This is a genomic window from Flammeovirga sp. MY04 (genome assembly GCF_001682195.2).
GTDB classification, from domain to species: Bacteria; Bacteroidota; Bacteroidia; order Cytophagales; family Flammeovirgaceae; genus Flammeovirga; species Flammeovirga yaeyamensis.
Map to the genome: position 1 here is coordinate 4,624,950 of NZ_CP003560.2, position 20,051 is coordinate 4,645,000.

Sequence of the window (20,051 nt, forward strand, 5' to 3'; positions counted from 1 at the left end):
TGGAAGCAACTAGGCGTAACGTTCTAAAGCCATTGTTGCAAGAGGTTGGTTAGAAAGGTCTATATTACTCTCCTTTCTCCTCTAGCGTTTTCAACAAGCCAGATAATGTCTGTCCTGAAGATTGTAAAGCGCTAACAACGTTCTTAGCAGGCGATTGTAACAATCCAAGGATGTCGCCAATAAGCTCTGCTTTTGATTTTACTGCTGTTAATGCTTCTAAGTGGTTTTCACCAACGTATAATCCACCGTCGATTGAAGCTGCCTTCAATGCTGGGATTTTACGATCTTTTGGCATACCCGCTTGGAAGTCCTTAAGAACTTTCGCTGGAGCAGCACCAGATTCTGGTGAGAACAAGATACCTGACATACCCTTAAGAGCACCCTCTTTAAGTTCTGCGTAGTCAGTTTGTGTATCCAATTTGTCAAGAGCTTTCGCAATTAGCGTGTTCTTGACTACTTGATATTCGATACCCTTTGAGAAACAAGCCTTACGGAAAGTGTTCACTTCATCAACAGTCATAGTAGCACTGTTTACGATGTAGAAGTAATCACAAGCCGCTAATTTTTGACTTAAGTCCTCAACGAGTTGTACTTTCTGATCTTTTGTCATAATTAGCTATCGATAGAACTCTTTTCAACTTTGATACCAGGACCCATAGTTGTAGAGATCGTTACGCTCTTAAAATATGTACCTTTAGCCGATGAAGGCTTTAACTTAGATAAAGTCTGAATCAACTCAGCTGCATTTTCTTTTAACTGCTCAGCAGTAAAAGATGATTTACCAACTGAAGTGTGAATGATACCAGTTTTGTCAACTTTAAAGTCGATTTTACCAGCTTTCACTTCTTTCACAGCTTTACCAACTTCTAATGTTACTGTACCCGCTTTAGGGTTTGGCATTAGACCACGAGGACCTAAAACTCTACCTAAACGACCTACTTTAGCCATTACTGTTGGCATAGTGATGATTACGTCGATATCAGTCCATCCACCTTCGATTTTCTTGATGAATTCGTCTAAACCTGCGTAGTCAGCACCTGCTGCTTTTGCTTCTTCTTCTTTGTCTGGAGTAACTAGAGCAAGAACTCTAACTTCTTTACCTACACCGTGAGGAAGAGTTACCACACCACGAACCATTTGATCCGCTTTACGTGGGTCAACACCTAAACGCACGTCTAAGTCTACAGAAGCGTCGAACTTCTCGAAAGAGATTTCTTTCACAAGTTCTGTAGCTTTCTCCAGCGTGTATTCTTGAGTTCTATCATATTTAGATAGAGCCTCTTTCATTTTTTTTGATACTGCCATGATTAAAAACTAATTCTTGTAAAATTAAGCCTCCCAAGGAGCTGTTCCTTCTACTGTGATACCCATGCTACGAGCCGTACCCGCAACCATTTTCATACCTGATTCAACTGTAGAACAGTTAAGGTCTGGTAATTTTGTCTCTGCAATCGTTCTAACTTGATCCCAAGTAACTTTCGCTACTTTTTTACGGTTAGGCTCTGATGAACCTTTTTTAACTTTTGCCGCATCCAGGATTAAGTTTGCCGCTGGAGGAGTTTTGATTACGAAGTCGAAAGACTTGTCTTTGTAAATCGTAATTAAAACAGGCAATAATTGCCCCCCTTTGTCTTGTGTTCTTGCGTTGAACTGTTTACAGAAATCCATAATGTTCAAACCCTTCGAACCTAACGCAGGACCTACTGGCGGCGACGGATTGGCTGCTCCACCTTTAATTTGAAGCTTCAGGAAACCTTCGATTTCTTTTGCCATTTTACTCTTCTTTTTCTACTTGTTTATAATCGAGTTCTACTGGTGCATTACGACCAAAGATCTTCACCATGACATTGAGTTTTTTCTTCTCTTCGAAGACTTCCTCTACGCTTCCGGAGAATCCAGAGAATGGACCATCCATAACACGTACTGTTTCGCCGACAGAGTAAGACGTATCATGTTTAACTTCGCCTTCGTCCGACTCATCGACTTTGCCTAGGATCTGATTAATCTCTGACTCGCGCATTGGTTTTGGAAGCACTGTCGGATCTTTCGTATCCGCGTTTAGAAATCCAATGACACCAGGAACACTATTAATCGTGTGTTGAACCTCACCGTTTGTTAAATCAGCTTGGACGATAACATAGCCTGGAAGCAAATTCTTTTCGACAGCGATCTTTTTAATCTTGCCATCTCTTTGCTTTCTTGCTTGATATACTTTTTCCGTAGGTACGATAACTTCTGTGATGAAATTTTCAAGTTTTTGATTTTCCAACTCTTTAAGAAGGTAATCTTTCACTTTCTTTTCCTGACCACTTACAGCTCTTACTACATACCATTTAAGGTCACCCATAGCTTTTTAGTTTAATCTGTTGAGGTTTCTTAACTAATAAATTACTTATATCGCTTTGTAGATAAACTCCAAAGCTGCGTTGATTAATGAATCTGCTCCACCAATCACTAGAGCAAACACTAATGAAGCAACTAATACTAAGATTGAGCTATCCTTTGCTTCGTTAAATGACATCCAAGATACGTTGTCTGTCATTTCTGTGTATGACTCTTTAATAAACTGAATTACTTTATTCATAATTCTTTCGATTTTCACACAAAAAAAGTTGCTGATTCGTAACAACTTTTTCTGATACTAAGTTTTAAAAATGAATTGAACGGCTAAATATAAGAAGTTCAATTTAAATTTGCACGGGCAGTAGGATTCGAACCCACGACCTGCGGTTTTGGAGACCGTAACTCTACCAGCTGAGCTATGCCCGTTTGTCGGTTATTTTCAGTGGTTTACATAATCACCTCGAATTTCCGAGATGCAAAGGTAGATACTTGAAATAAATAAACAAATAAGAATGTGAAATTTTTTCTTAATTCATATTAATATACAGTCACTTAAAGACAATAAATGTATATTGCTACCCATTATTTATATATGTACTGCTAATATCCGTATTAAATTATTCCTTTTTCTTTTTATGAAAAATTTTTTGATTTTAATTTTTGTTACTGGTTTTTTAAACATTTTGCATGCTCAAGAAAAAAATCTGAGTGATTGTATCGTTATGAAAGATGGTGTAATAAATATTTTCGCCTCATCAACTACTGTGGAAGATTCATTTTTTCAATTATCAGTAAAGAGAAGTAATAAAACTGTTTTTTGGGAAGTCTTTAGAGAAATTGGAGATTTAAAAAGGAAATATGAAATCAATAAGCTTCCAGTAGGTATTTATAAATTTCAATTTGCATTGGATGGAAAAGCAGTATATGGAGAGGTGTCTAAACTTACTTCTAGTACTACAATGAAAATTTTTGATTCTGACATTTCTTATAAAAGACCATTTTTTGAGGTGGCTGTAGAAAGTGATACACTAAAGGTGAATGGCTTTTTTGGCGAAAACGAAGAAGTAAAACTCTCCATGAAAAAAGAATCTGAGGACGATGACTCCTATTCTGCGCAATTAAAATTGTTAAAAGGAGAGTTAAAGACGCAATACATACTCTCTGATTTTAATCCAGGATTGTATGTAATCCGTGCACAAATTGATGATAGAACGTTTGTAAGAAACTTTGAGATAAAATAATTGATACTTTAATAAGTTAGCTCTCAATTAGTTTACATTCCTTTAGAAAAGTTTTTTGTAGATTTCTTTGCAGAATTGAATTCATGCTATACCTTTGCACTCGCAATCGGGACAAACGGTCACGATGAAGACAATGAGTGTGAAGAATAAGTAAACATCCGAAGGTATCTGGGAAGGTTCCAGAGCGGTCAAATGGGACGGACTGTAAATCCGTTGCTTCGGCTTCGCAGGTTCGAATCCTGCCCCTCCCACACAATGTTTACTTAATCTGGGAAGGTTCCAGAGCGGTCAAATGGGACGGACTGTAAATCCGTTGCTTCGGCTTCGCAGGTTCGAATCCTGCCCCTCCCACACAACATTGTACGCGGGTGTAGCTCAGTTGGTAGAGCGACAGCCTTCCAAGCTGTAGGTCGCGGGTTCGAGCCTCGTCACCCGCTCAAAGGTCAATCGGAAACGGTTGACCTTTTTGCGTTTCTAAGGGTTATTATTTTAATACGTTTCTATTTCTCTAAAGAAAGGAACAAATAATTTCTATTCTCTTAAACAATCACTTACCGTAATTTTTAAAAAGTATCTGATTGTTTTGTTGGAAATGTCCCTAAAGAACTGTTTTCTTTGTAACATCATGCGGGTGTAGCTCAGTTGGTAGAGCGACAGCCTTCCAAGCTGTAGGTCGCGGGTTCGAGCCTCGTCACCCGCTCGCAGAGGTCAATCAGAAATGGTTGACCTTTTTTTGTGTTTAAGATTTAGTGTTAATTGAGTTGTGGAGACATCACGAGGGGTTGCACCACCTCGTTAACGAAGACGTAAGGAATAGATCTTTATTAAGCTTATTGTATTTTTATTGACAGATTCAATCCTTACTTTTTACCTCTTACCTCTTACCTCTTACCTCTTACTTTTTAAAAACCTTCCACATGATTAAAACTCTGGGCTTTCGATTCCCTAACCGAAGTAAAAACTCTCTCCCTTAGTTATTACTTATTACCTATTACTTAAAAATAAGAGCGTAAATTTTGCTACCTGCTACCTGCTACCTGCTACCTTCTAACTAATCTCAATAATCTTCCTCCTATACTCCGCTGGCGTCATCCCCATAATCAGTTTAAACTGTCGATGGAAATAAGACATATTCTCATAACCACAGTCCATGGCTATTTGAGTGATAGGCTCATTGGTTTCTTGTAATTCCTGACAAATACTATGTACTCTAAACTCATTTAAGTATTGAGTGAATGTTTTCTTAAATCTATTTTTAAAGAATTTACAGAACGATGACTTGGTCATACAGCATAATTCTGCCATCTGATCTACCTGTATTGGAGATTGAAAATGATTTTCTATATGATGTATAATCTTATCAACTCGTTTACTCGATTTTTGAAAAGAAGTTTTATCAATAGGTTCGGAAAGGATACTGTAATCTTTTAATTCAGATAATTGATGTAAGACATCGAGAAAAACAATTAACCGAGACATATCAGATAGTTGGTTTAGTGATTTCATTTTTTTTCCAATCTCCTCAGTAATCTTTGATTGGGTAAACATGATTCCTCCATTCGCTTTTTCTAATAGTAAATCAATTTTAGAAAACTCCTTGATGTTTTTTAAATGATTATTGAACTGATCAGCATTCCATTGTATATATACAGAAGAGGCACCTTGATCATAATTTTTAGCATTCTTCCATGCATGAGGTAAAGAAGGACCTATTAAAACTAGATCTCCTGATTGAAACTGCTGAATACTATTTCCAATATATCTTACTCCACTACTTTTTAATATATAAGTTAATTCTAACTCATTATGATAATGCCACGGTGCATTAAAGTGTGTTTCTTCGAATTGAAAAGAGTGAATTGACTCATCTACTTGTTTAGGGATTACTTCTAGTTTTGCTCTCATTTTTTTAGTGTATTGTTAGTTCGCTGTTGTTTGTTCTTAGTATTGGACAATATAGTACATAAATCGTAAAATATTGAATTTATTAAACGTAAATATCACACCATAATTTTGTGTTAAACTAAAGCAAAATAGTATGGAAGTGATATGTAGCGGACTCAATGTAGTCGATTTACTTGTTGCCGTACCGAATGAGATTCCTTATGGCGAAAAAACTGAATGTGAAAAGATAATTGTACAAGGCGGGGCACCTGCAGGAAATGCAGCTAGTGGTATTGCTGCTTTAGGACATGATATAAGTTTCTTAGGGTATTTCGGTGATAATACTTTAAGTCAAATAGCCCGAGCTGAACTGGAAAGACACGGGGTGAATCATCAATTATTTATAGAGAAAGAAGGAGCAACACCTGCAATAGCTATAGTTCAAATTGATGACACAGGAGAAAGAACAGTGCTTTATTCTATGAACAATTATTCATCATTTCAACCTTCAGACTTTAAAGAAGAATGGTTAGAGCAAACAAAATTGATTTTGGTGGATGGGTATGATACAGAGATTAACCTGCATCTATTAAGGTTGGCAAAAGAAAAAGGGATCACTACGGTATTAGACATGGAGGCAGCAGAAGAGTCTTTGATGAAAGAAATGGTCGGACTAGCCACACATGCTATACTTCCTTTAACATGTGCACAAAAACTATCCAAGAAAGATAATATAGAAGACTGTGTCAGAACAATTGCTTCAATGACGGAGGGACAAGTGGTTGTGACAGATGGAGTGAATGGCTCATATGCATATAATAAAGGTATAATTGTTCATCAACCTTCCTATAAAGTAGAAGTAGTAGATACCACAGGGTGTGGAGACGCATTTCATGCCGCATATGCCTCGGCAGTATTGCAAGGAAAATCATTAAGAGATAGAATGAACTACGGAAGTTTCTTTGCTTCTCAAGTGGCAAAGGTATTTGGAGGTAGAACATCTTTCCCAAGTAGATCATATATGGAAGAAAACCTTCCTTCTTTAGAAGAAACTGTATAAAGCAGACTTCATTCAATCAAAAATAAATTATTAACTCTTTGAATAAACAACAATCATTATGGAAGCAGTAGCAGCAAACCCAATTGAACAAGGAATCGTAAGCGACTTATTTGAAAAGCTTATCCAACCTGCGGCACCTAAAAAAGTAGCAAAAGTCGGTTTGGTAGGCATTGGCCTTGAGGAACATTTTGATTGGGCTTCTATCAAAAAAAATTACAGAGTAGCTCAAGAAAACCTTCAATTGGCTTTACCAAATGAGTATTTTCAATTGACATGCTCATCAGAACCTATTCAAACAAAAGAAGATATTTTGGCTTGGCTTCAAAGTCAAGAAAAAGAAGGAGTTGATGCAATTGTTGTATATCAAGGTTCTTATATAGCGGGCGACTTAGCAGCTACATTGGCTCGTTGGTTGGTACAACATCCAGTTCCTGTTTTAAGTTGGTCGCATGATGAGGCAACAGGAGGACGATTAGTGAACAATCGTCTTTGTGGACAGAACTTCTTGCTGAATATTTTAAGCTCAAGTAAGGTGAAATATTCTTGGTTGTTCGAAAACCCAAAATCAGAGCACCTTAAAGAACGAATTATGCCGTTCGCAAAAGCAGTATATGCTAAAGCATCGATGAACCAACGTATGATCGGTATGGTCGGTGGATTTAGAGTACCTGGTTTTTACGATTGTGAATTAAATGAGATTGCTCTTTTAGAACGTTACGGTTTGATCGTAGATCGTGTAGACTTCGAAACGATCTGGAAGCACGGACAGAAGTTTAAAGAGTCTGATATCGATGAAATCAGAGAAAAACTGTTGTATCATCCGGCTTGTAAATTCAATAATGTTACCCCTAATCAAATTAATAAATCACTTCGTTTGTCGTTGGCGGTTGCAGATTACTCTAGACAGCAAAATTATATTGGTATTGGTTTAAAGAACTGGCCAGAGTTGTTCGATCATTATGGAATCGCTGGAGATGGAGCAGGTGCGTTAATCCAAGATATTGGTATTCCTGTAGCTGATGAATCGGATATGGGAGCATTGCTTACAATGGTGGTGATGAATCAGGTGACTTTAACAGAAGGTCTTCCAACATTAGTTGATTTGTCATTAATTGATCAAGGTAATAACAGAATTGGTTTCTGGCACTGTGGCGGAGCACCAACAAAATTAATTAATGAGCCAACAGGATTTGAAGTGAGAAACCATAGTATCCTAGAGAATTTCAGTGTTGAAAGCAGCATGGGAATGTTACTTGAGTTTATGCAAAAAACGGGACCAGTAACTATTGCTAAATACCAATACCCTGATGGAGCTAGAGTATTTAACTTCGAAGGAGAAATTTTACCATCAGAAATGGCCTTTAGAGGAAGTTATGCTGAAGTTCGTCCAGAAATTCACGAGTCAAAAGATGTGCTTTCGGCTGTATTGAATAATGGATGTGATCATCACTGGATTATTGGTAGAGGACATTTCTTAAAAGATTTGGATACGTTAAACCACTGGTTGGGGGTGAATCAAATTGATATTCCAAAAAGCTTAGACCATCTATATGGTCATAGTTTATAATCAAATAGACATTTAAATAACGGGGCAGCTACTTGATGTTGCCCGCACATCATCTTATAATTATGGAAAAGAATTTTTCAGAGGATTTCGCATCATTGCTCGATCTCTTCAAAGCATATAGAAAAACAGAAAGGTGTTTGGCGTCCTTCAATGTAAATGATAATTATGATTTACAGGCGGTCGTTGAAGCAGCCAACGAGATGGATACGCATGTAATGGTCATGACTTATCCTCCAGTTGCCGATTTGATTACACCACAAGTGTTTACAAAAATGGTAGAAGGAGTACGTTTGAATGCCAAAAACAAAGTGTATTTACATTTGGATCATAGTGTTTCGGTCGATCAATGTAAAGCGGCTATCGATGCCGGTTACGATTCTGTGATGATTGACGGATCTCAAAAAGCATTGGAGGAAAACATTAAGATGACGAAAGAAGTAGTCGCTTATGCAAAGTCAGCTAATGTAGTTGTTGAAGCTGAAATTGGTAAAATTCTAGGTCGTGGCGTAGAAGTGAAATCAGATGATGATTTCTTAGCCTCGGTTTCTCATGTAAAGCAATTATACGAAGAAGCACAACCTGATATTGTGGCAGTAGGTATTGGTACGGCTCATGGTTTCACTCCTCAAGAACCTAAAATACATTTTGGGCGATTAGGTGAGATAGCAGAAGCTATTCCTGCTCCTTTAGTATTACACGGGGGTACTGGTATTCCTGATTTAGATATTCAAAAATCAATCACCATGGGTATGAGTAAGATTAATATCGGAACCATAGTGCACACTACTTATATGCAAGAAGCCATGAAGCGAATGAATGAAGCAGGGATGAATGCTTATCCTCCATTTATTATGAAAGAAGTCTTGCCATTAATTAAAGATGTAGTGGTGGATCGTTTGAAAGCAGTGAATTTTCAAAATGAACTTGTAGTTTGATGTAAACATCAAATACTCTTTTAAAATTGCGACATATAAAAAGGATACCTTGTTATGGGGTATCCTTTTCATTTATATCAAGTTGTTGATGTTTATGCTACTTCAGTATCTTTAGAAGCAAACTTCTCAATTCCATACACCAACACAAAGCCAACAATAGCCAACACAATTGCTAAGATCAACTGATTATCACCCTCGAAATGTTGAGGTAGAATAGACTTCTCAATTAATGGCTTCGTTTCTCCGTGACGATCTATATAAGTCTTCAAGATCTGTTTCCAAGGCCATACCTTATTTAAAGAGCCAATCATTACTCCCGATAGAAGAGCAATAGTGAAATCGTGATACTTCTTTAATAAGAATGATAATATTCTAGAGAAACTAGTGATACCAATCGCTGCACCCGCTCCGAATACTGCAATTACTTTAATATTTAAGTCTGTGATCGCAGAGATAATCTGATCGTATTGTCCCATTAATAGTAACATGAATGAGCCAGAAATACCTGGAAGGATCATGGCGCAAATAGCAATCATACCGGCGAAGAAGATATAAATCATTCCTTCAGGAGCCTGACTAGGAGTGGCGATGGTGATCCAATACGAAAGTACTGCACCTATAATAATGGCTATGATCGTGGCCACATTCCATTTCTTCACCTGTTTTCCAACAAGCAAAGTAGAAGCGATGATTAATCCAAAGAAGAAAGACCAAAGCCCGATAGGTTCATGAACTAAAAGATATTTCATCAATTTAGCGAGTGAGAATACCGCTGTGCCAATACCTACAAATAATGGAAGTAAGAAATTAAGATCTAGCTTTTCCCAAAGTTCCTTGATTTTAAATTTCGATAATAGTTTTAATGCTTCAAGGTCGATAGAATTAATTGCATTTAATAATCGCTCATAAATACCGGTAATAAATGCAACTGTTCCTCCAGAAACACCGGGTACTACATCAGCCGCACCCATAGCTAATCCTTTTAAAAAGATAAAAAGTTTTTCTTTCATTGATTTGATCTTCTAATTTGGGGCAAATATAAGGTAGTTCATTTAAATCTATCAGAAATGACACAAAGAAAAGCATCAATTGATATGGGGACCAACACTTTTCAGCTATTAATAGGAGAAGTGGAAGGTCATGATAAGATAAAGAAATTATATACTGAAGATATTTTTGTTCGATTAGGAAAGGGAGGTATCTCCGATGGCTATATCACAGAAGAGGCACAGCAAAGAGCGTTTGATGCACTCGGAAAGTTTCATCAAATAATAAGTGAATATGATGTGGTGTCTACTGAAGTGGCCGCTACAAGTGCCGTAAGAGTAGCCAAGAATGGAGTCGAATTTCGTGAAGCGATTAAATCAAAGTTTAATTTTGATGTAAATATCATTCAAGGAGATGAAGAGGCAGAAGTGATTTATTATGGTGTAAGGTCTGATATATCAATAGAAGACACTGCTATTATTATGGATATAGGTGGTGGAAGCACAGAATTTATTATTTGTGATAGCGAAAAAGTGCTTTGGAAAGAAAGTTTTGAAGTAGGGGCACAACGATTGTTTGATTCCTTTTGTAAGGTAGATCCTATTACATCATCAGATAAAGAAGCATTATTTGATTATGTAGAGAACAGATTGATGTCGCTTTGGGGTGCAGTCGAAAAATATCAACCAAAGAAAATTATTGGAGCGGCAGGTACTTTCCATACGATTCAAGAAGTTTATGGTGCATATAATAATGTATCAGCAAAGGATGTGCAGGTGGTAGATAATTCCGATTATGATGAAATGTATGAGAAGTTTGTGGGATGGAATAGAGAAGAACGTTTTAAGATAAAAGGACTTATTCCTCAGAGGGTAGATATGGTCGTTCCGGCTTCTTGTTTACTAAAATGTGTCCTAGATAAATTGTCTTTAGGAAAATTATTTATATCTTCAGCATCTCTAAGAGAAGGTTTGTTACTGAGAACGAAATAAATACCATAAATTCCGACTTTAAATACAATATAAACCCAAATAATTACCTAAAATGAAAAAACTTGAATAAATTTTTGATTTAGAAAGGTTTGTTTGCATACTCTTAACAAAGATTTAAAATAGAAAAATATATATTGCAACGTATTGATTTTTAATGGTTTGGATATAGATTTTATTGCACTGTAATTATCACTTATCCAATAAAAACCTATTTTAACGTATATAAATCTATCTATTTTTTAGTTAGATGTTTGAAGTTTTTGAAAATCAATTTACCTTTGCATCTCGAATAGATACGAGAACCACTTTTTGGTACTCAAAATCTTGCCTTGGGAAGGTTCCAGAGCGGTCAAATGGGACGGACTGTAAATCCGTTGCTTCGGCTTCGCAGGTTCGAATCCTGCCCCTCCCACTATTAACAGGCAAAGTTGTCTTCGGACAGTGGCGTTTGTTGAGAAAAGTATAGTTAGTTTTCTTCAGATCTCTAATTATACCTTTTAAGGAAAATCGGTAAATCTGCCTAGCTAGATTGCGGTATTCGCATAAGCTGCCGTAGCTCAGGGGTAGAGTACTTCCTTGGTAAGGAAGAGGTCGGGAGTTCAAATCTCCTCGGCAGCTCGATTTTGCTTTCAAAATCTGAAGATTGAAATCTATTAATTGTATATAATTCTTTTTAGAAAAGATGGCTAAGGAAACATTTGACCGTTCGAAACCCCATTTGAACATTGGTACAATCGGTCACGTTGACCACGGTAAAACTACTTTAACTGCGGCAATTTCATCAGTTTTAGCAAACAAAGGTCTTGCTGAGCAAAAGGACTTCTCACAAATTGACAACGCTCCAGAAGAGAAAGAACGTGGTATCACGATCAACACTTCTCACGTTGAATACCAAACTGAGAACCGTCACTATGCACACGTTGACTGTCCAGGTCACGCCGATTACGTGAAAAACATGGTAACTGGTGCTGCACAAATGGACGGTGCTATCCTTGTAGTTGCTGCTACAGATGGTGCTATGCCTCAAACTAAAGAGCACATCCTATTAGCTCGTCAGGTTGGTGTACCTAAAATCGTTGTGTTCTTGAACAAAGCGGATATGGTAGACGACGAAGAGATGCTTGAGCTAGTTGAAATGGAAGTAGCTGAAGAACTTGAGTCTAAAGGTTATGAGGACGCTGTTATCGTTCGTGGTTCTGCATTAGGTGCATTGAACGGTGAAGATAAGTGGGTAAAAACAGTTGAAGAATTAATGGAAGCTGTTGATACTGAAATTCCTCTACCAGAGCGTGACGTAGACAAGGATTTCTTAATGCCAGTAGAGGACGTATTCTCGATCACAGGTCGTGGTACAGTAGCTACAGGTCGTATTGAGAAAGGTGTTGCTAACACAGGTGACGCAGTTGAAATCATGGGTCTTGGTGACAAATTAACATCAACTATTACTGGTGTTGAGATGTTCCGTAAGATTTTGGATAGAGGTGAAGCTGGTGATAACGTAGGTATCCTTCTTAGAGGTATCAACAAAGAAGACATCAAGCGTGGTATGGTAATCTGTAAGCCAGGTTCTGTAACTCCTCACAAGAAGTTTACTGCTGAGATCTACGTTCTTTCAAAAGAAGAAGGTGGTCGTCACACTCCATTCTTCAAAGGTTACAACCCTCAGTTCTACTTCCGTACAACTGACGTAACTGGTACTATCGCTCTACCTGACGGTGTTGAGATGGTAATGCCTGGTGATAACGTAACTATCACAGTTGATCTTCAAAAGGAAATCGCAATGGAGGAAGGTCTTCGTTTCGCGATCCGTGAAGGTGGACGTACAGTAGGTGCAGGTCAAGTTACTACAATCGTTGAGTAATTGATTCTCAACATTAGTTGAGCACATATATTAAGAGGTTATCTAGCAATAGATAACCTCTTTTTATATTTTATGGGGTTTTCAATAAATACATAAGCTTCTTCAGTCCATTTGATTACACCGAATAATGGGCATCAAAAACTCCTAACTACTACTTCCTAAATCCTACCTATAAAAAATCCCATCAGAAAATACATTCCAATGGGATCACTTATATCTTAAATTTGCTACCTGCTACCTGCTACCTGCTACCTAAACCTTACTATTCTTCACCCTTTCGAGTTCAAACATTATATCTCTCAACCTCGCTGCTTCTACAAAATCAAGATTACTTGCTGCTTTCTCCATATCCTTCTTCACTTGAGCAAGTTGTTCTTTAATATTAGCAGACTTACTGTTTTCCTGATAAGTTGATGCCTCTTCCGCTGCTTTTGCTTGACTTTCTTCCTCAGTTTGGTATTCTTTAGTGATAACTTTTCTATCTGCAACTTGAGTTTGCTCTAAAATTGCATCATGTGACTTTCTTACAGTTGTAGGAGTAATACCATGTTCTAAATTATATTCATGCTGAAGTTTACGACGCCTTTTGGTTTCACTAATCGCTTTCGTCATCGATTTAGTCATTTTATCTGCGTACATAATTACTCGGCCTTCCGAGTTACGGGCAGCACGACCGATCGTTTGTATCAATGAACGCTCATTTCTTAAGAAACCTTCTTTGTCTGCATCCATAATAGCCACCAAAGAAACTTCTGGTAAATCCAATCCCTCTCTCAAGAGGTTTACTCCAACAAGTACATCGACGATACCCAAACGAAGTTGTCTTAGAATTTCTACTCTATCTAAAGGTTTAATTTCCGAGTGGAGATAAGTCGATTTGACTCCGATATCATCTAAGTATCGGGATAATTCTTCCGCCATTCTCTTGGTCAGTGTGGTAATTAAAATTCTATCTCCTTTTTCGATGGTAGCTGTGACTTCCTCTAATAAATCATCAATTTGATTTAAGGTTGGACGAACATCAATTTCTGGATCTAAAAGTCCTGTTGGTCGAATTACCTGTTCAGTAATTGCTCCTTCTGTTTTTAGTAATTCGTAATCGCCAGGAGTAGCACTTACATAAATACTCTGACTTACGATACTTTCAAATTCATTAAAAGTAAGTGGTCGGTTGTCTAAAGCTGAAGGTAAACGGAATCCATTATCGACCAACGAAATTTTTCTAGACCGGTCACCTCCCCACATTGCTCGAATTTGAGGTAGAGTAACATGACTTTCGTCGATTACCATTAAGAAATCGTCTGGGAAATAATCAAGGAGACAGAAGGGGCGTTGACCTGGACGTCTTCTATCAAAAAATCTTGAGTAATTTTCGATACCAGAACAATAACCTAATTCACGGATCATCTCCAAATCAAATTCAGTTCTTTCTTTTATTCTTTTAGATTCTAATACTCTCTGATCTTTTTCGAAATATCTGATCTGTTCTATCATTTCATCTTGAATCTGAACGATAGAATCATTTACTGTGTCTTTGCTTGTCACAAAAAGGTTGGCAGGGAAAATGGTGATACCATCTTCACGAGATTGCATTTTACCAGTGATTGGATCGATACGTTGAATTTCTTCAATTTCATCATCCCAGTAAATAATACGGTAAGCAAAATCCGCATAGGCAGGATAGATGTCAACTGTATCTCCTTTTACTCTGAAATTACCACGGTTAAATTCCATTTCATTTCTGGAGTAAAGAATATCTACAAAATCGCGAAGTAACTTTTGTCGAGGATATTCAATCCCTGTTCTTAGTTTGAGAACATTCTTTCCGAATTCCTCAGGATTACCGATACCGTAGATACAAGAAACGGAAGCAATAACGATCACATCTCTTCTACCTGATAGTAAAGCAGAAGTACAAGCCAATCGAAGTTTTTCAATTTCTTCATTGATCATTAAATCTTTTTCAATGAATGTATCTGTGGTTTGAATATAGGCTTCAGGTTGATAATAATCGTAGTAGGAAATAAAATACTCTACAGCATTTTCAGGAAAGAATTGCTTGAATTCTCCATAAAGTTGTGCTGCAAGTGTTTTATTATGACTCAATATTAATGTCGGTCGGCCAGTCTCTTTGATAACATTCGCTATACTGAATGTTTTACCAGAACCCGTCACACCCAAAAGAATTTGAGATTCCTCTCCACTTTCCACTCCCTCTGCTAATTGTTTAATGGCAGCGGGCTGATCACCCATAGGTTTAAAATCGGCTATTAATTTAAAATCCATATTTCGAAAAATAGTAAGCTATAAATATACTAATTTCTTTTCCAATTTGCTCTTTTTGTCTTGGATGAAGTGATTATTCATATAAAAAATAAATGTAGAAATAACACTAATATTAATTGATGTAATTCAGTGATAATCATCACTTAAAAATTTATTGATAAGCTATAAATTGATTTTTATCCAAAGACAACATCAACTAGAACTTAGAAACAACACATACCAATAATAAATTATGATGGAAAATTTAGAATCAGCCCTGCTGCTTTTAGTGGTTGGGATGGGGACTGTATTTACTATTCTAACGATGGTTGTTTTATCCGGTAAGCTAATTATTAACATCACAAACTCTTATTTACCGGAAGAAATACCAACTAAAAAGTCGATCAATCCAAAAAATGGGCCTTTAGTTTCTCCTCAGATGGTAGCCGTTCTTTCCGCATCGGTTTCAATCGCTACAAAAGGAGAAGGAAGAGTAGTAGAAATTACAAAATCAACTAAGAACAAAATTTAACCTTAACCTAATCAGCATTAAAAATGAGCAGAGAAATTAAATTTTCTTTGGTGTACCGCGATATGTGGCAATCATCAGGGAAATACGTACCTAGAGTAGATCAATTAACGAAAGTAGCACCTCATATTGTCGATATGGGATGTTTCAGTAGGGTAGAAACCAATGGAGGAGGTTTCGAGCAAATCAATTTATTGTTTGGAGAAAATCCGAATAAAGCGGTAAGAGCTTGGACGAAACCATTTAATGATGCGGGTATTCAAACGCATATGTTGGAAAGATCATTAAATGGAATTCGGATGAGTCCGTGTTCTGAAGAGTTGCGAAAAATGATGTTCCGATTAAAGAAAAAACAAGGAACGGATATCGCAAGGTCTTTTTGTGGATTAAATGATCCAAGAAACTTAAAACGCTCTATACGGTTTGCAAAAGAAGGAGGGATGATCGCCCAAGCTAGTTTATCCATTACTTTTTCTCCTGTTCATACGGTAGAATATTATGTGGATTTAGCTAATCATTTAATCGATGTAGGCGCAGATGAGATTTGTATAAAAGATATGGCAGGTATCGGACGTCCAGAATCTTTAGGTAAAATAGTTAAAGGAATAAAAGCTAAAAATCCTCAAACCATCATTCAATATCACGCACATTCAGGACCTGGCTTTGCACCTGCTTCTATTTTGGAAGTAGCTAGAGCTGGGGTGGAATATATTGATGTCGGAATGGAGCCATTGTCATGGGGTACAGGACATGTTGATTTGATTACTGCACATGAAATGCTTAAAGATGCAGGGTTCATTGTTCCGGATATCAATATGAATGCTTATATGGAGGTAAGGCGACTCACTCAAGAGTTTATTGATGATTTCCTTGGGCTGTATATCAATCCTAAAAATAGATTTATGAATTCTCTCCTTATCGGGCCGGGTCTACCTGGAGGAATGATGGGTTCTTTGATGGCCGATTTGGAAAATAATCTAAGTAGTATCAACAAGTGGTTGTCTAAAAGAGATCAGCCAACCTTAACTCAAGACGAGTTGTTGATTAAGCTTTTTGATGAGGTGAAATTCATTTGGCCTAAGCTCGGTTATCCGCCACTTGTTACTCCTTATTCTCAATATGTTAAGAATACAGCTTTGATGAATGTGATGCAATTGATTAAAGGTAAGGAACGTTGGACTTTAATTGATGATAATACATGGGATATGTTATTGGGTAAATCGGGTAAACTTCCTGGAGAAGTTGCTGATGAAATCAAAGCGCTGGCATATGCTCAAGAAAGACAATTCTTTGATGGGGATCCACAAGAGTTTCATGATAAGCAACTAGGAGATGAACTGGAAAAGGCAAGTGATGAAATGCTGAAAAATAAATGGGAATTTGGGGAAGATAATGAAGAGTTGTTTGAGTTTGCAATGCATCCTGCTCAGTATAGAGCATATAAAAGTGGAGAGGCAAAAGCTGCATTTGTTGACGATGTCACCAAAAGAAAGTCGAAAACGGAGGATCAGCCTGTGGTAGTATCAAATAATGTGGTGGAGGAAAGACCACAACATTTAAACATTACTGTCGATGGGCAATCATTTGATGTGAAAATTGGTTATGGTCAAAAGGAAGTAGGAGATCATCAACAAGAATTAGTGCCAGCGAAAGTAGAAGTCACTAAAGAAATTGGGCAATCTGTTCAAGCTCCATTGGAAGGTAAGTTTTTCTTGACGAAGACATCATCTGAACAGCCAAAGAAGATTGGTGATGAAGTGAAGGAAGGTGATATTATTGGCTATATAGAATCGATGAAAGTTTATAATGCAATTGCTGCGAATAAATCAGGAGTGATTCAAGAGATTTGTCATCATGATGGAGAAGACGTAGAGGAGGATGAAAATCTGATGATTTTACAGTAAACTAAACGAAGAAGCTTATGAAAGAGACTTTAATAAAACTCTATGAAATGACTTCGTTTGGTGGCTTCATAGATGACCCTGGAGCAGTATTGATGTTAATTATAGGTGGTGTTTTACTTTATCTAGGAATAGTGAAGAAGTTTGAGCCTCTATTATTAATCCCAATTGGTTTCGGAGTTTTGTTAGCAAATATTCCTGGGGCAGAAATGTCTGTGGTGGCTTCTACAGAGGATAATGGAATTTTTCATTTATCATTAGTAGAAATAGCCAAGCAATATGGTATTATTAATTTACTTTATTATGCATTGATTAAATCTGGTTTACTTCCTCCTTTGATTTTTATGGGTGTTGGAGCAATGACAGATTTTGGCCCAATGTTGAGAAACTTAAGGTTAGCGTTTTTTGGAGGGGCTGCACAATTGGGTATTTTCACTGTTTTGGTATTTTCAATTATGATTGGATTTACACCTCAAGAGGCAGGAGCGTTATCAATTATTGGAGGAGCTGATGGACCAACTGCAATTTACACCACAATTAAGTTAGCTCCGCATTTATTAGGCCCCATAGCAATTGCGGCTTATTCTTATATGGCATTGGTTCCTTTTATCATTCCGATGGTAGCAAACAGGTTAATTACCAAAGAAGAGTTTTTGATTAATATGAAATCTCAAGATCAAAGACATCCTACTATACCGATTAAGCATTTGCAAAAGGTGAAGATTATTTTTCCAATTGTACTATTCTTGCTGGTAGGAGTATTGGTTCCTTCTTCTGTGCCATTATTAGGTGCATTACTATTTGGTAATTTGGTAAAAGAAATTGGAACGGCTACCGATCGTTTATCAAAAGCGGCATCTTCAACAATAATGAATACTTCGACCATATTTTTAGGACTTTGTGTTGGAGCAACGATGAATTCTGCTTCTTTTTTACAAAAGGAAACGTTGATGATTTTGGTAGGAGGCTTTATAGCTTTTTCAATTTCTGTTCTTGGAGGAATATGTGCCGTAAAGATTTTTAACCTTTTTACTAAAAAGAAAATCAATCCACTTATTGGAGCAACGGGACTAAGTGCAGTGCCAATGGCCTCTCGTGTAGCGAATGATTTGGCTTTAAAACACGATCCCAAGAATCATATTTTACAATATGCAATGGCATCTAATATCTCAGGAGTTATAGGTTCTGCAGTTGCGGCAGGGGTATTAATTTCTTTCTTGGGGTAAATTTAGCTTTAGCACTGGATTTTTTTCAGTGCTAAAGTATTTGTTTTCTAGGATGTTATGATTGGGTTAAATTTTATTTAAACTAAAATTATGTGATAGGTATTGCTTTATAAAAAACTGCGCTTACCTTTGCACTCCCTTCAAACGGAAGGCCAACAAAAACAAAGCATTTGTATAGGTGTTTTGGGATTGACAGATTGTAAAGAAGAACAGCGATATTCTTACAAAGTTAACGAAAAACTTAACGAATTGTAATGAGTGTTGCAGATTAAAAATCTCTTCTTACCTTTGCATTCGCCTTTCAACGGAAAGGCTCTTTAAAAAGTGAATAGGGAAGAGTGAAAAGCGAAGCAACATTAAAGAAATTTAATGTACTGATAAACCCAAGTGTTTATCCTTTAAGAATCGAAAAACAACGGTTTTAACCTTAAGTACTTGATCTTGAAAGCTTCAAAAAACTTCAAATTTTCCTTAAAACATTTGGAAGTTAAATAAAAAGTTCTTACCTTTGCACTCGCTTCTGAAAAACAGAGGCACATTAAACAACGGTTTAATGTACGGATAAACCCAAGTGTTTATCCATTAAAAACTTGAAACAGAGTTCACTGAGAGTAATCTCAAACGTTCTTTTGATGTATTGAAAAGTAATTACAAGATCAGCGAAAGCGGATCCCAAAAGAAAATTTCTTTTATTCGTAGAGACAGGTATTTAACAACATTGATCTGATTGTAGATCTAAAGATTTTTACAACGGAGAGTTTGATCCTGGCTCAGGATGAACGCTAGCGGCAGGCCTAATACATGCAAGTCGAGGGGTAACATGATCTGCTTGCAGATTGATGACGACCGGCGCACGGGTGCGTAACGCGTATATAACTTGCCTCATACTGGAGAATAGCCCGGAGAAATTCGGATTAATGCTCCATAGTATTATAAAGTAGCATTGCTTAATAATTAAAGATTTATCGGTATGAGATAGATATGCGTCCCATTAGCTAGTTGGTGCAGGTAACGGCTCACCAAGGCGACGATGGGTAGGGGTTCTGAGAGGAAGGTCCCCCACACTGGCACTGAGATACGGGCCAGACTCCTACGGGAGGCAGCAGTAGGGAATATTGGTCAATGGAGGCAACTCTGAACCAGCCATGCCGCGTGAACGATGAAGGCCTTCGGGTCGTAAAGTTCTTTTGTATGGGAAGAAACCCACCCCTGCGGGGGTGTTTGACGGTACCATAAGAATAAGCACCGGCTAACTCCGTG

17 protein-coding genes, 7 tRNA genes and 1 rRNA gene (1 of these 25 only partly in view) are annotated in these 20,051 nt (G+C 37.2%); 16 read left to right on the forward strand and 9 right to left on the reverse strand.

Going from position 1 to position 20,051, the window contains the following annotated elements:
* Nucleotides 1–64 precede the first annotated feature (64 nt).
* The 6 genes from rplJ to MY04_RS18525 all read right to left on the reverse strand — a co-directional run bounded on the left by rplJ (nt 65) and on the right by MY04_RS18525 (nt 2,769).
* On the reverse strand, nt 65–610 hold the full coding sequence (rplJ, locus tag MY04_RS18500) for a 50S ribosomal protein L10 (protein WP_066212125.1): 546 nt from the start codon (nt 608–610) through the stop codon (nt 65–67).
* 2 nt (nt 611–612) lie between these two features.
* Complete coding sequence (gene rplA, locus MY04_RS18505; protein WP_066212127.1) at nt 613–1,305, reverse strand: 50S ribosomal protein L1; 693 nt, start codon at nt 1,303–1,305, stop codon at nt 613–615.
* A gap of 24 nt (nt 1,306–1,329) precedes the next feature.
* Complete coding sequence (gene rplK, locus MY04_RS18510; protein ID WP_066212129.1) at nt 1,330–1,773, reverse strand: 50S ribosomal protein L11; 444 nt, start codon at nt 1,771–1,773, stop codon at nt 1,330–1,332.
* Between the two features lies 1 nt (nt 1,774).
* Nucleotides 1,775–2,347, reverse strand: a complete 573-nt coding sequence (gene nusG / locus MY04_RS18515) for a transcription termination/antitermination protein NusG (RefSeq protein ID WP_066212131.1) — start codon at nt 2,345–2,347, stop codon at nt 1,775–1,777.
* Between the two features lie 45 nt (nt 2,348–2,392).
* Nucleotides 2,393–2,584 carry a preprotein translocase subunit SecE gene (secE, locus tag MY04_RS18520; RefSeq protein ID WP_066212133.1) on the reverse strand — a complete coding sequence of 64 codons (192 nt, stop codon included), beginning with the start codon at nt 2,582–2,584 and terminating at the stop codon, nt 2,393–2,395.
* Between the two features lie 112 nt (nt 2,585–2,696).
* Nucleotides 2,697–2,769, reverse strand: a tRNA-Trp gene (locus MY04_RS18525).
* Nucleotides 2,770–3,065: 296 nt separating this feature from the next.
* Here MY04_RS18525 and MY04_RS18530 point away from each other — a divergent pair.
* The 5 genes from MY04_RS18530 (at nt 3,066) to MY04_RS18550 (ending at nt 4,284) form a co-directional block, all read left to right on the forward strand.
* Nucleotides 3,066–3,584, forward strand: a complete 519-nt coding sequence (locus MY04_RS18530) for a hypothetical protein (protein ID WP_158297769.1) — start codon at nt 3,066–3,068, stop codon at nt 3,582–3,584.
* Nucleotides 3,585–3,754: 170 nt separating this feature from the next.
* Nucleotides 3,755–3,835: transfer RNA gene (locus MY04_RS18535), tRNA-Tyr, on the forward strand.
* A gap of 19 nt (nt 3,836–3,854) precedes the next feature.
* A tRNA-Tyr gene (locus MY04_RS18540) sits at nt 3,855–3,935 on the forward strand.
* A gap of 13 nt (nt 3,936–3,948) precedes the next feature.
* Nucleotides 3,949–4,021 (forward strand) — tRNA-Gly (locus tag MY04_RS18545).
* A 190-nt stretch (nt 4,022–4,211) separates the two neighbouring features.
* A tRNA-Gly gene (locus tag MY04_RS18550) sits at nt 4,212–4,284 on the forward strand.
* A 347-nt stretch (nt 4,285–4,631) separates the two neighbouring features.
* Here MY04_RS18550 and MY04_RS18555 read toward each other — a convergent pair.
* Nucleotides 4,632–5,489 carry an AraC family transcriptional regulator gene (locus MY04_RS18555; RefSeq protein ID WP_066212137.1) on the reverse strand — a complete coding sequence of 286 codons (858 nt, stop codon included), beginning with the start codon at nt 5,487–5,489 and terminating at the stop codon, nt 4,632–4,634.
* 133 nt (nt 5,490–5,622) lie between these two features.
* Here MY04_RS18555 and MY04_RS18560 point away from each other — a divergent pair, with 133 nt between their 5' ends.
* The 3 genes from MY04_RS18560 to MY04_RS18570 all read left to right on the forward strand — a co-directional run bounded on the left by MY04_RS18560 (nt 5,623) and on the right by MY04_RS18570 (nt 9,030).
* A complete protein-coding gene (locus MY04_RS18560) occupies nt 5,623–6,528 on the forward strand; it encodes a carbohydrate kinase family protein (protein ID WP_066212139.1) in 906 nt (301 codons plus the stop codon).
* 58 nt (nt 6,529–6,586) lie between these two features.
* The gene (locus MY04_RS18565) at nt 6,587–8,095 is read left to right on the forward strand and encodes an L-fucose/L-arabinose isomerase family protein (RefSeq protein WP_066212141.1); all 1,509 of its coding nucleotides are present in this window, start codon (nt 6,587–6,589) and stop codon (nt 8,093–8,095) included.
* A 62-nt stretch (nt 8,096–8,157) separates the two neighbouring features.
* Nucleotides 8,158–9,030, forward strand: a complete 873-nt coding sequence (locus tag MY04_RS18570) for a class II fructose-bisphosphate aldolase (protein ID WP_066213441.1) — start codon at nt 8,158–8,160, stop codon at nt 9,028–9,030.
* A gap of 92 nt (nt 9,031–9,122) precedes the next feature.
* On the opposite strand, the gene MY04_RS18575 is transcribed toward MY04_RS18570, so the two are convergent.
* Nucleotides 9,123–10,040: a DUF368 domain-containing protein gene (locus MY04_RS18575; RefSeq protein WP_066212144.1), complete on the reverse strand. Its 918-nt coding sequence runs from the start codon at nt 10,038–10,040 to the stop codon at nt 9,123–9,125.
* 57 nt (nt 10,041–10,097) lie between these two features.
* Here MY04_RS18575 and MY04_RS18580 point away from each other — a divergent pair, with 57 nt between their 5' ends.
* From MY04_RS18580 to tuf, 4 genes are all read left to right on the forward strand, one after another.
* Nucleotides 10,098–11,009 carry a Ppx/GppA phosphatase family protein gene (locus MY04_RS18580; RefSeq protein WP_066212147.1) on the forward strand — a complete coding sequence of 304 codons (912 nt, stop codon included), beginning with the start codon at nt 10,098–10,100 and terminating at the stop codon, nt 11,007–11,009.
* A 331-nt stretch (nt 11,010–11,340) separates the two neighbouring features.
* Nucleotides 11,341–11,421 (forward strand) — tRNA-Tyr (locus tag MY04_RS18585).
* A 134-nt stretch (nt 11,422–11,555) separates the two neighbouring features.
* Nucleotides 11,556–11,627, forward strand: a tRNA-Thr gene (locus MY04_RS18590).
* Between the two features lie 64 nt (nt 11,628–11,691).
* Nucleotides 11,692–12,870: an elongation factor Tu gene (gene tuf / locus MY04_RS18595; RefSeq protein WP_066212149.1), complete on the forward strand. Its 1,179-nt coding sequence runs from the start codon at nt 11,692–11,694 to the stop codon at nt 12,868–12,870.
* Nucleotides 12,871–13,122: 252 nt separating this feature from the next.
* Here tuf and uvrB read toward each other — a convergent pair whose 3' ends face one another.
* Nucleotides 13,123–15,156, reverse strand: coding sequence for an excinuclease ABC subunit UvrB (uvrB, locus tag MY04_RS18600; protein ID WP_066212155.1), 2,034 nt, complete (start codon nt 15,154–15,156; stop codon nt 13,123–13,125).
* A gap of 232 nt (nt 15,157–15,388) precedes the next feature.
* On the opposite strand from uvrB, the gene MY04_RS18605 reads away from it, so the two are divergent.
* The 4 genes from MY04_RS18605 to MY04_RS18620 all read left to right on the forward strand — a co-directional run.
* The gene (locus tag MY04_RS18605; protein WP_215585761.1) at nt 15,389–15,667 is read left to right on the forward strand and encodes an OadG family protein; all 279 of its coding nucleotides are present in this window, start codon (nt 15,389–15,391) and stop codon (nt 15,665–15,667) included.
* Between the two features lie 23 nt (nt 15,668–15,690).
* Complete coding sequence (locus tag MY04_RS18610) at nt 15,691–17,568, forward strand: biotin/lipoyl-containing protein (protein WP_066212157.1); 1,878 nt, start codon at nt 15,691–15,693, stop codon at nt 17,566–17,568.
* A gap of 17 nt (nt 17,569–17,585) precedes the next feature.
* Nucleotides 17,586–18,791, forward strand: a complete 1,206-nt coding sequence (locus MY04_RS18615; RefSeq protein ID WP_066212161.1) for a sodium ion-translocating decarboxylase subunit beta — start codon at nt 17,586–17,588, stop codon at nt 18,789–18,791.
* Between the two features lie 747 nt (nt 18,792–19,538).
* Nucleotides 19,539–20,051: ribosomal RNA gene (locus MY04_RS18620) — 16S ribosomal RNA — on the forward strand (it continues 1,013 nt past the right edge of the window).

Bases quoted from the DNA above. Each gene is read 5' to 3' on its own strand.
- MY04_RS18555 (WP_066212137.1), bottom strand. From the start codon at position 5,489: ATGAGAGCAAAACTAGAAGTAATCCCTAAACAAGTAGATGAGTCAATT.
- MY04_RS18570 (WP_066213441.1), top strand. From the start codon at position 8,158: ATGGAAAAGAATTTTTCAGAGGATTTCGCATCATTGCTCGATCTCTTC.
- rplJ (WP_066212125.1), bottom strand. From the start codon at position 610: ATGACAAAAGATCAGAAAGTACAACTCGTTGAGGACTTAAGTCAAAAA.
- MY04_RS18580 (WP_066212147.1), top strand. From the start codon at position 10,098: ATGACACAAAGAAAAGCATCAATTGATATGGGGACCAACACTTTTCAG.
- uvrB (WP_066212155.1), bottom strand. From the start codon at position 15,156: ATGGATTTTAAATTAATAGCCGATTTTAAACCTATGGGTGATCAGCCC.
- MY04_RS18610 (WP_066212157.1), top strand. From the start codon at position 15,691: ATGAGCAGAGAAATTAAATTTTCTTTGGTGTACCGCGATATGTGGCAA.
- MY04_RS18560 (WP_066212139.1), top strand. From the start codon at position 5,623: ATGGAAGTGATATGTAGCGGACTCAATGTAGTCGATTTACTTGTTGCC.
- tuf (WP_066212149.1), top strand. From the start codon at position 11,692: ATGGCTAAGGAAACATTTGACCGTTCGAAACCCCATTTGAACATTGGT.
- MY04_RS18615 (WP_066212161.1), top strand. From the start codon at position 17,586: ATGAAAGAGACTTTAATAAAACTCTATGAAATGACTTCGTTTGGTGGC.
- nusG (WP_066212131.1), bottom strand. From the start codon at position 2,347: ATGGGTGACCTTAAATGGTATGTAGTAAGAGCTGTAAGTGGTCAGGAA.
- MY04_RS18565 (WP_066212141.1), top strand. From the start codon at position 6,587: ATGGAAGCAGTAGCAGCAAACCCAATTGAACAAGGAATCGTAAGCGAC.
- MY04_RS18530 (WP_158297769.1), top strand. From the start codon at position 3,066: ATGAAAGATGGTGTAATAAATATTTTCGCCTCATCAACTACTGTGGAA.
- MY04_RS18605 (WP_215585761.1), top strand. From the start codon at position 15,389: ATGATGGAAAATTTAGAATCAGCCCTGCTGCTTTTAGTGGTTGGGATG.
- MY04_RS18575 (WP_066212144.1), bottom strand. From the start codon at position 10,040: ATGAAAGAAAAACTTTTTATCTTTTTAAAAGGATTAGCTATGGGTGCG.
- rplK (WP_066212129.1), bottom strand. From the start codon at position 1,773: ATGGCAAAAGAAATCGAAGGTTTCCTGAAGCTTCAAATTAAAGGTGGA.
- secE (WP_066212133.1), bottom strand. From the start codon at position 2,584: ATGAATAAAGTAATTCAGTTTATTAAAGAGTCATACACAGAAATGACA.
- rplA (WP_066212127.1), bottom strand. From the start codon at position 1,305: ATGGCAGTATCAAAAAAAATGAAAGAGGCTCTATCTAAATATGATAGA.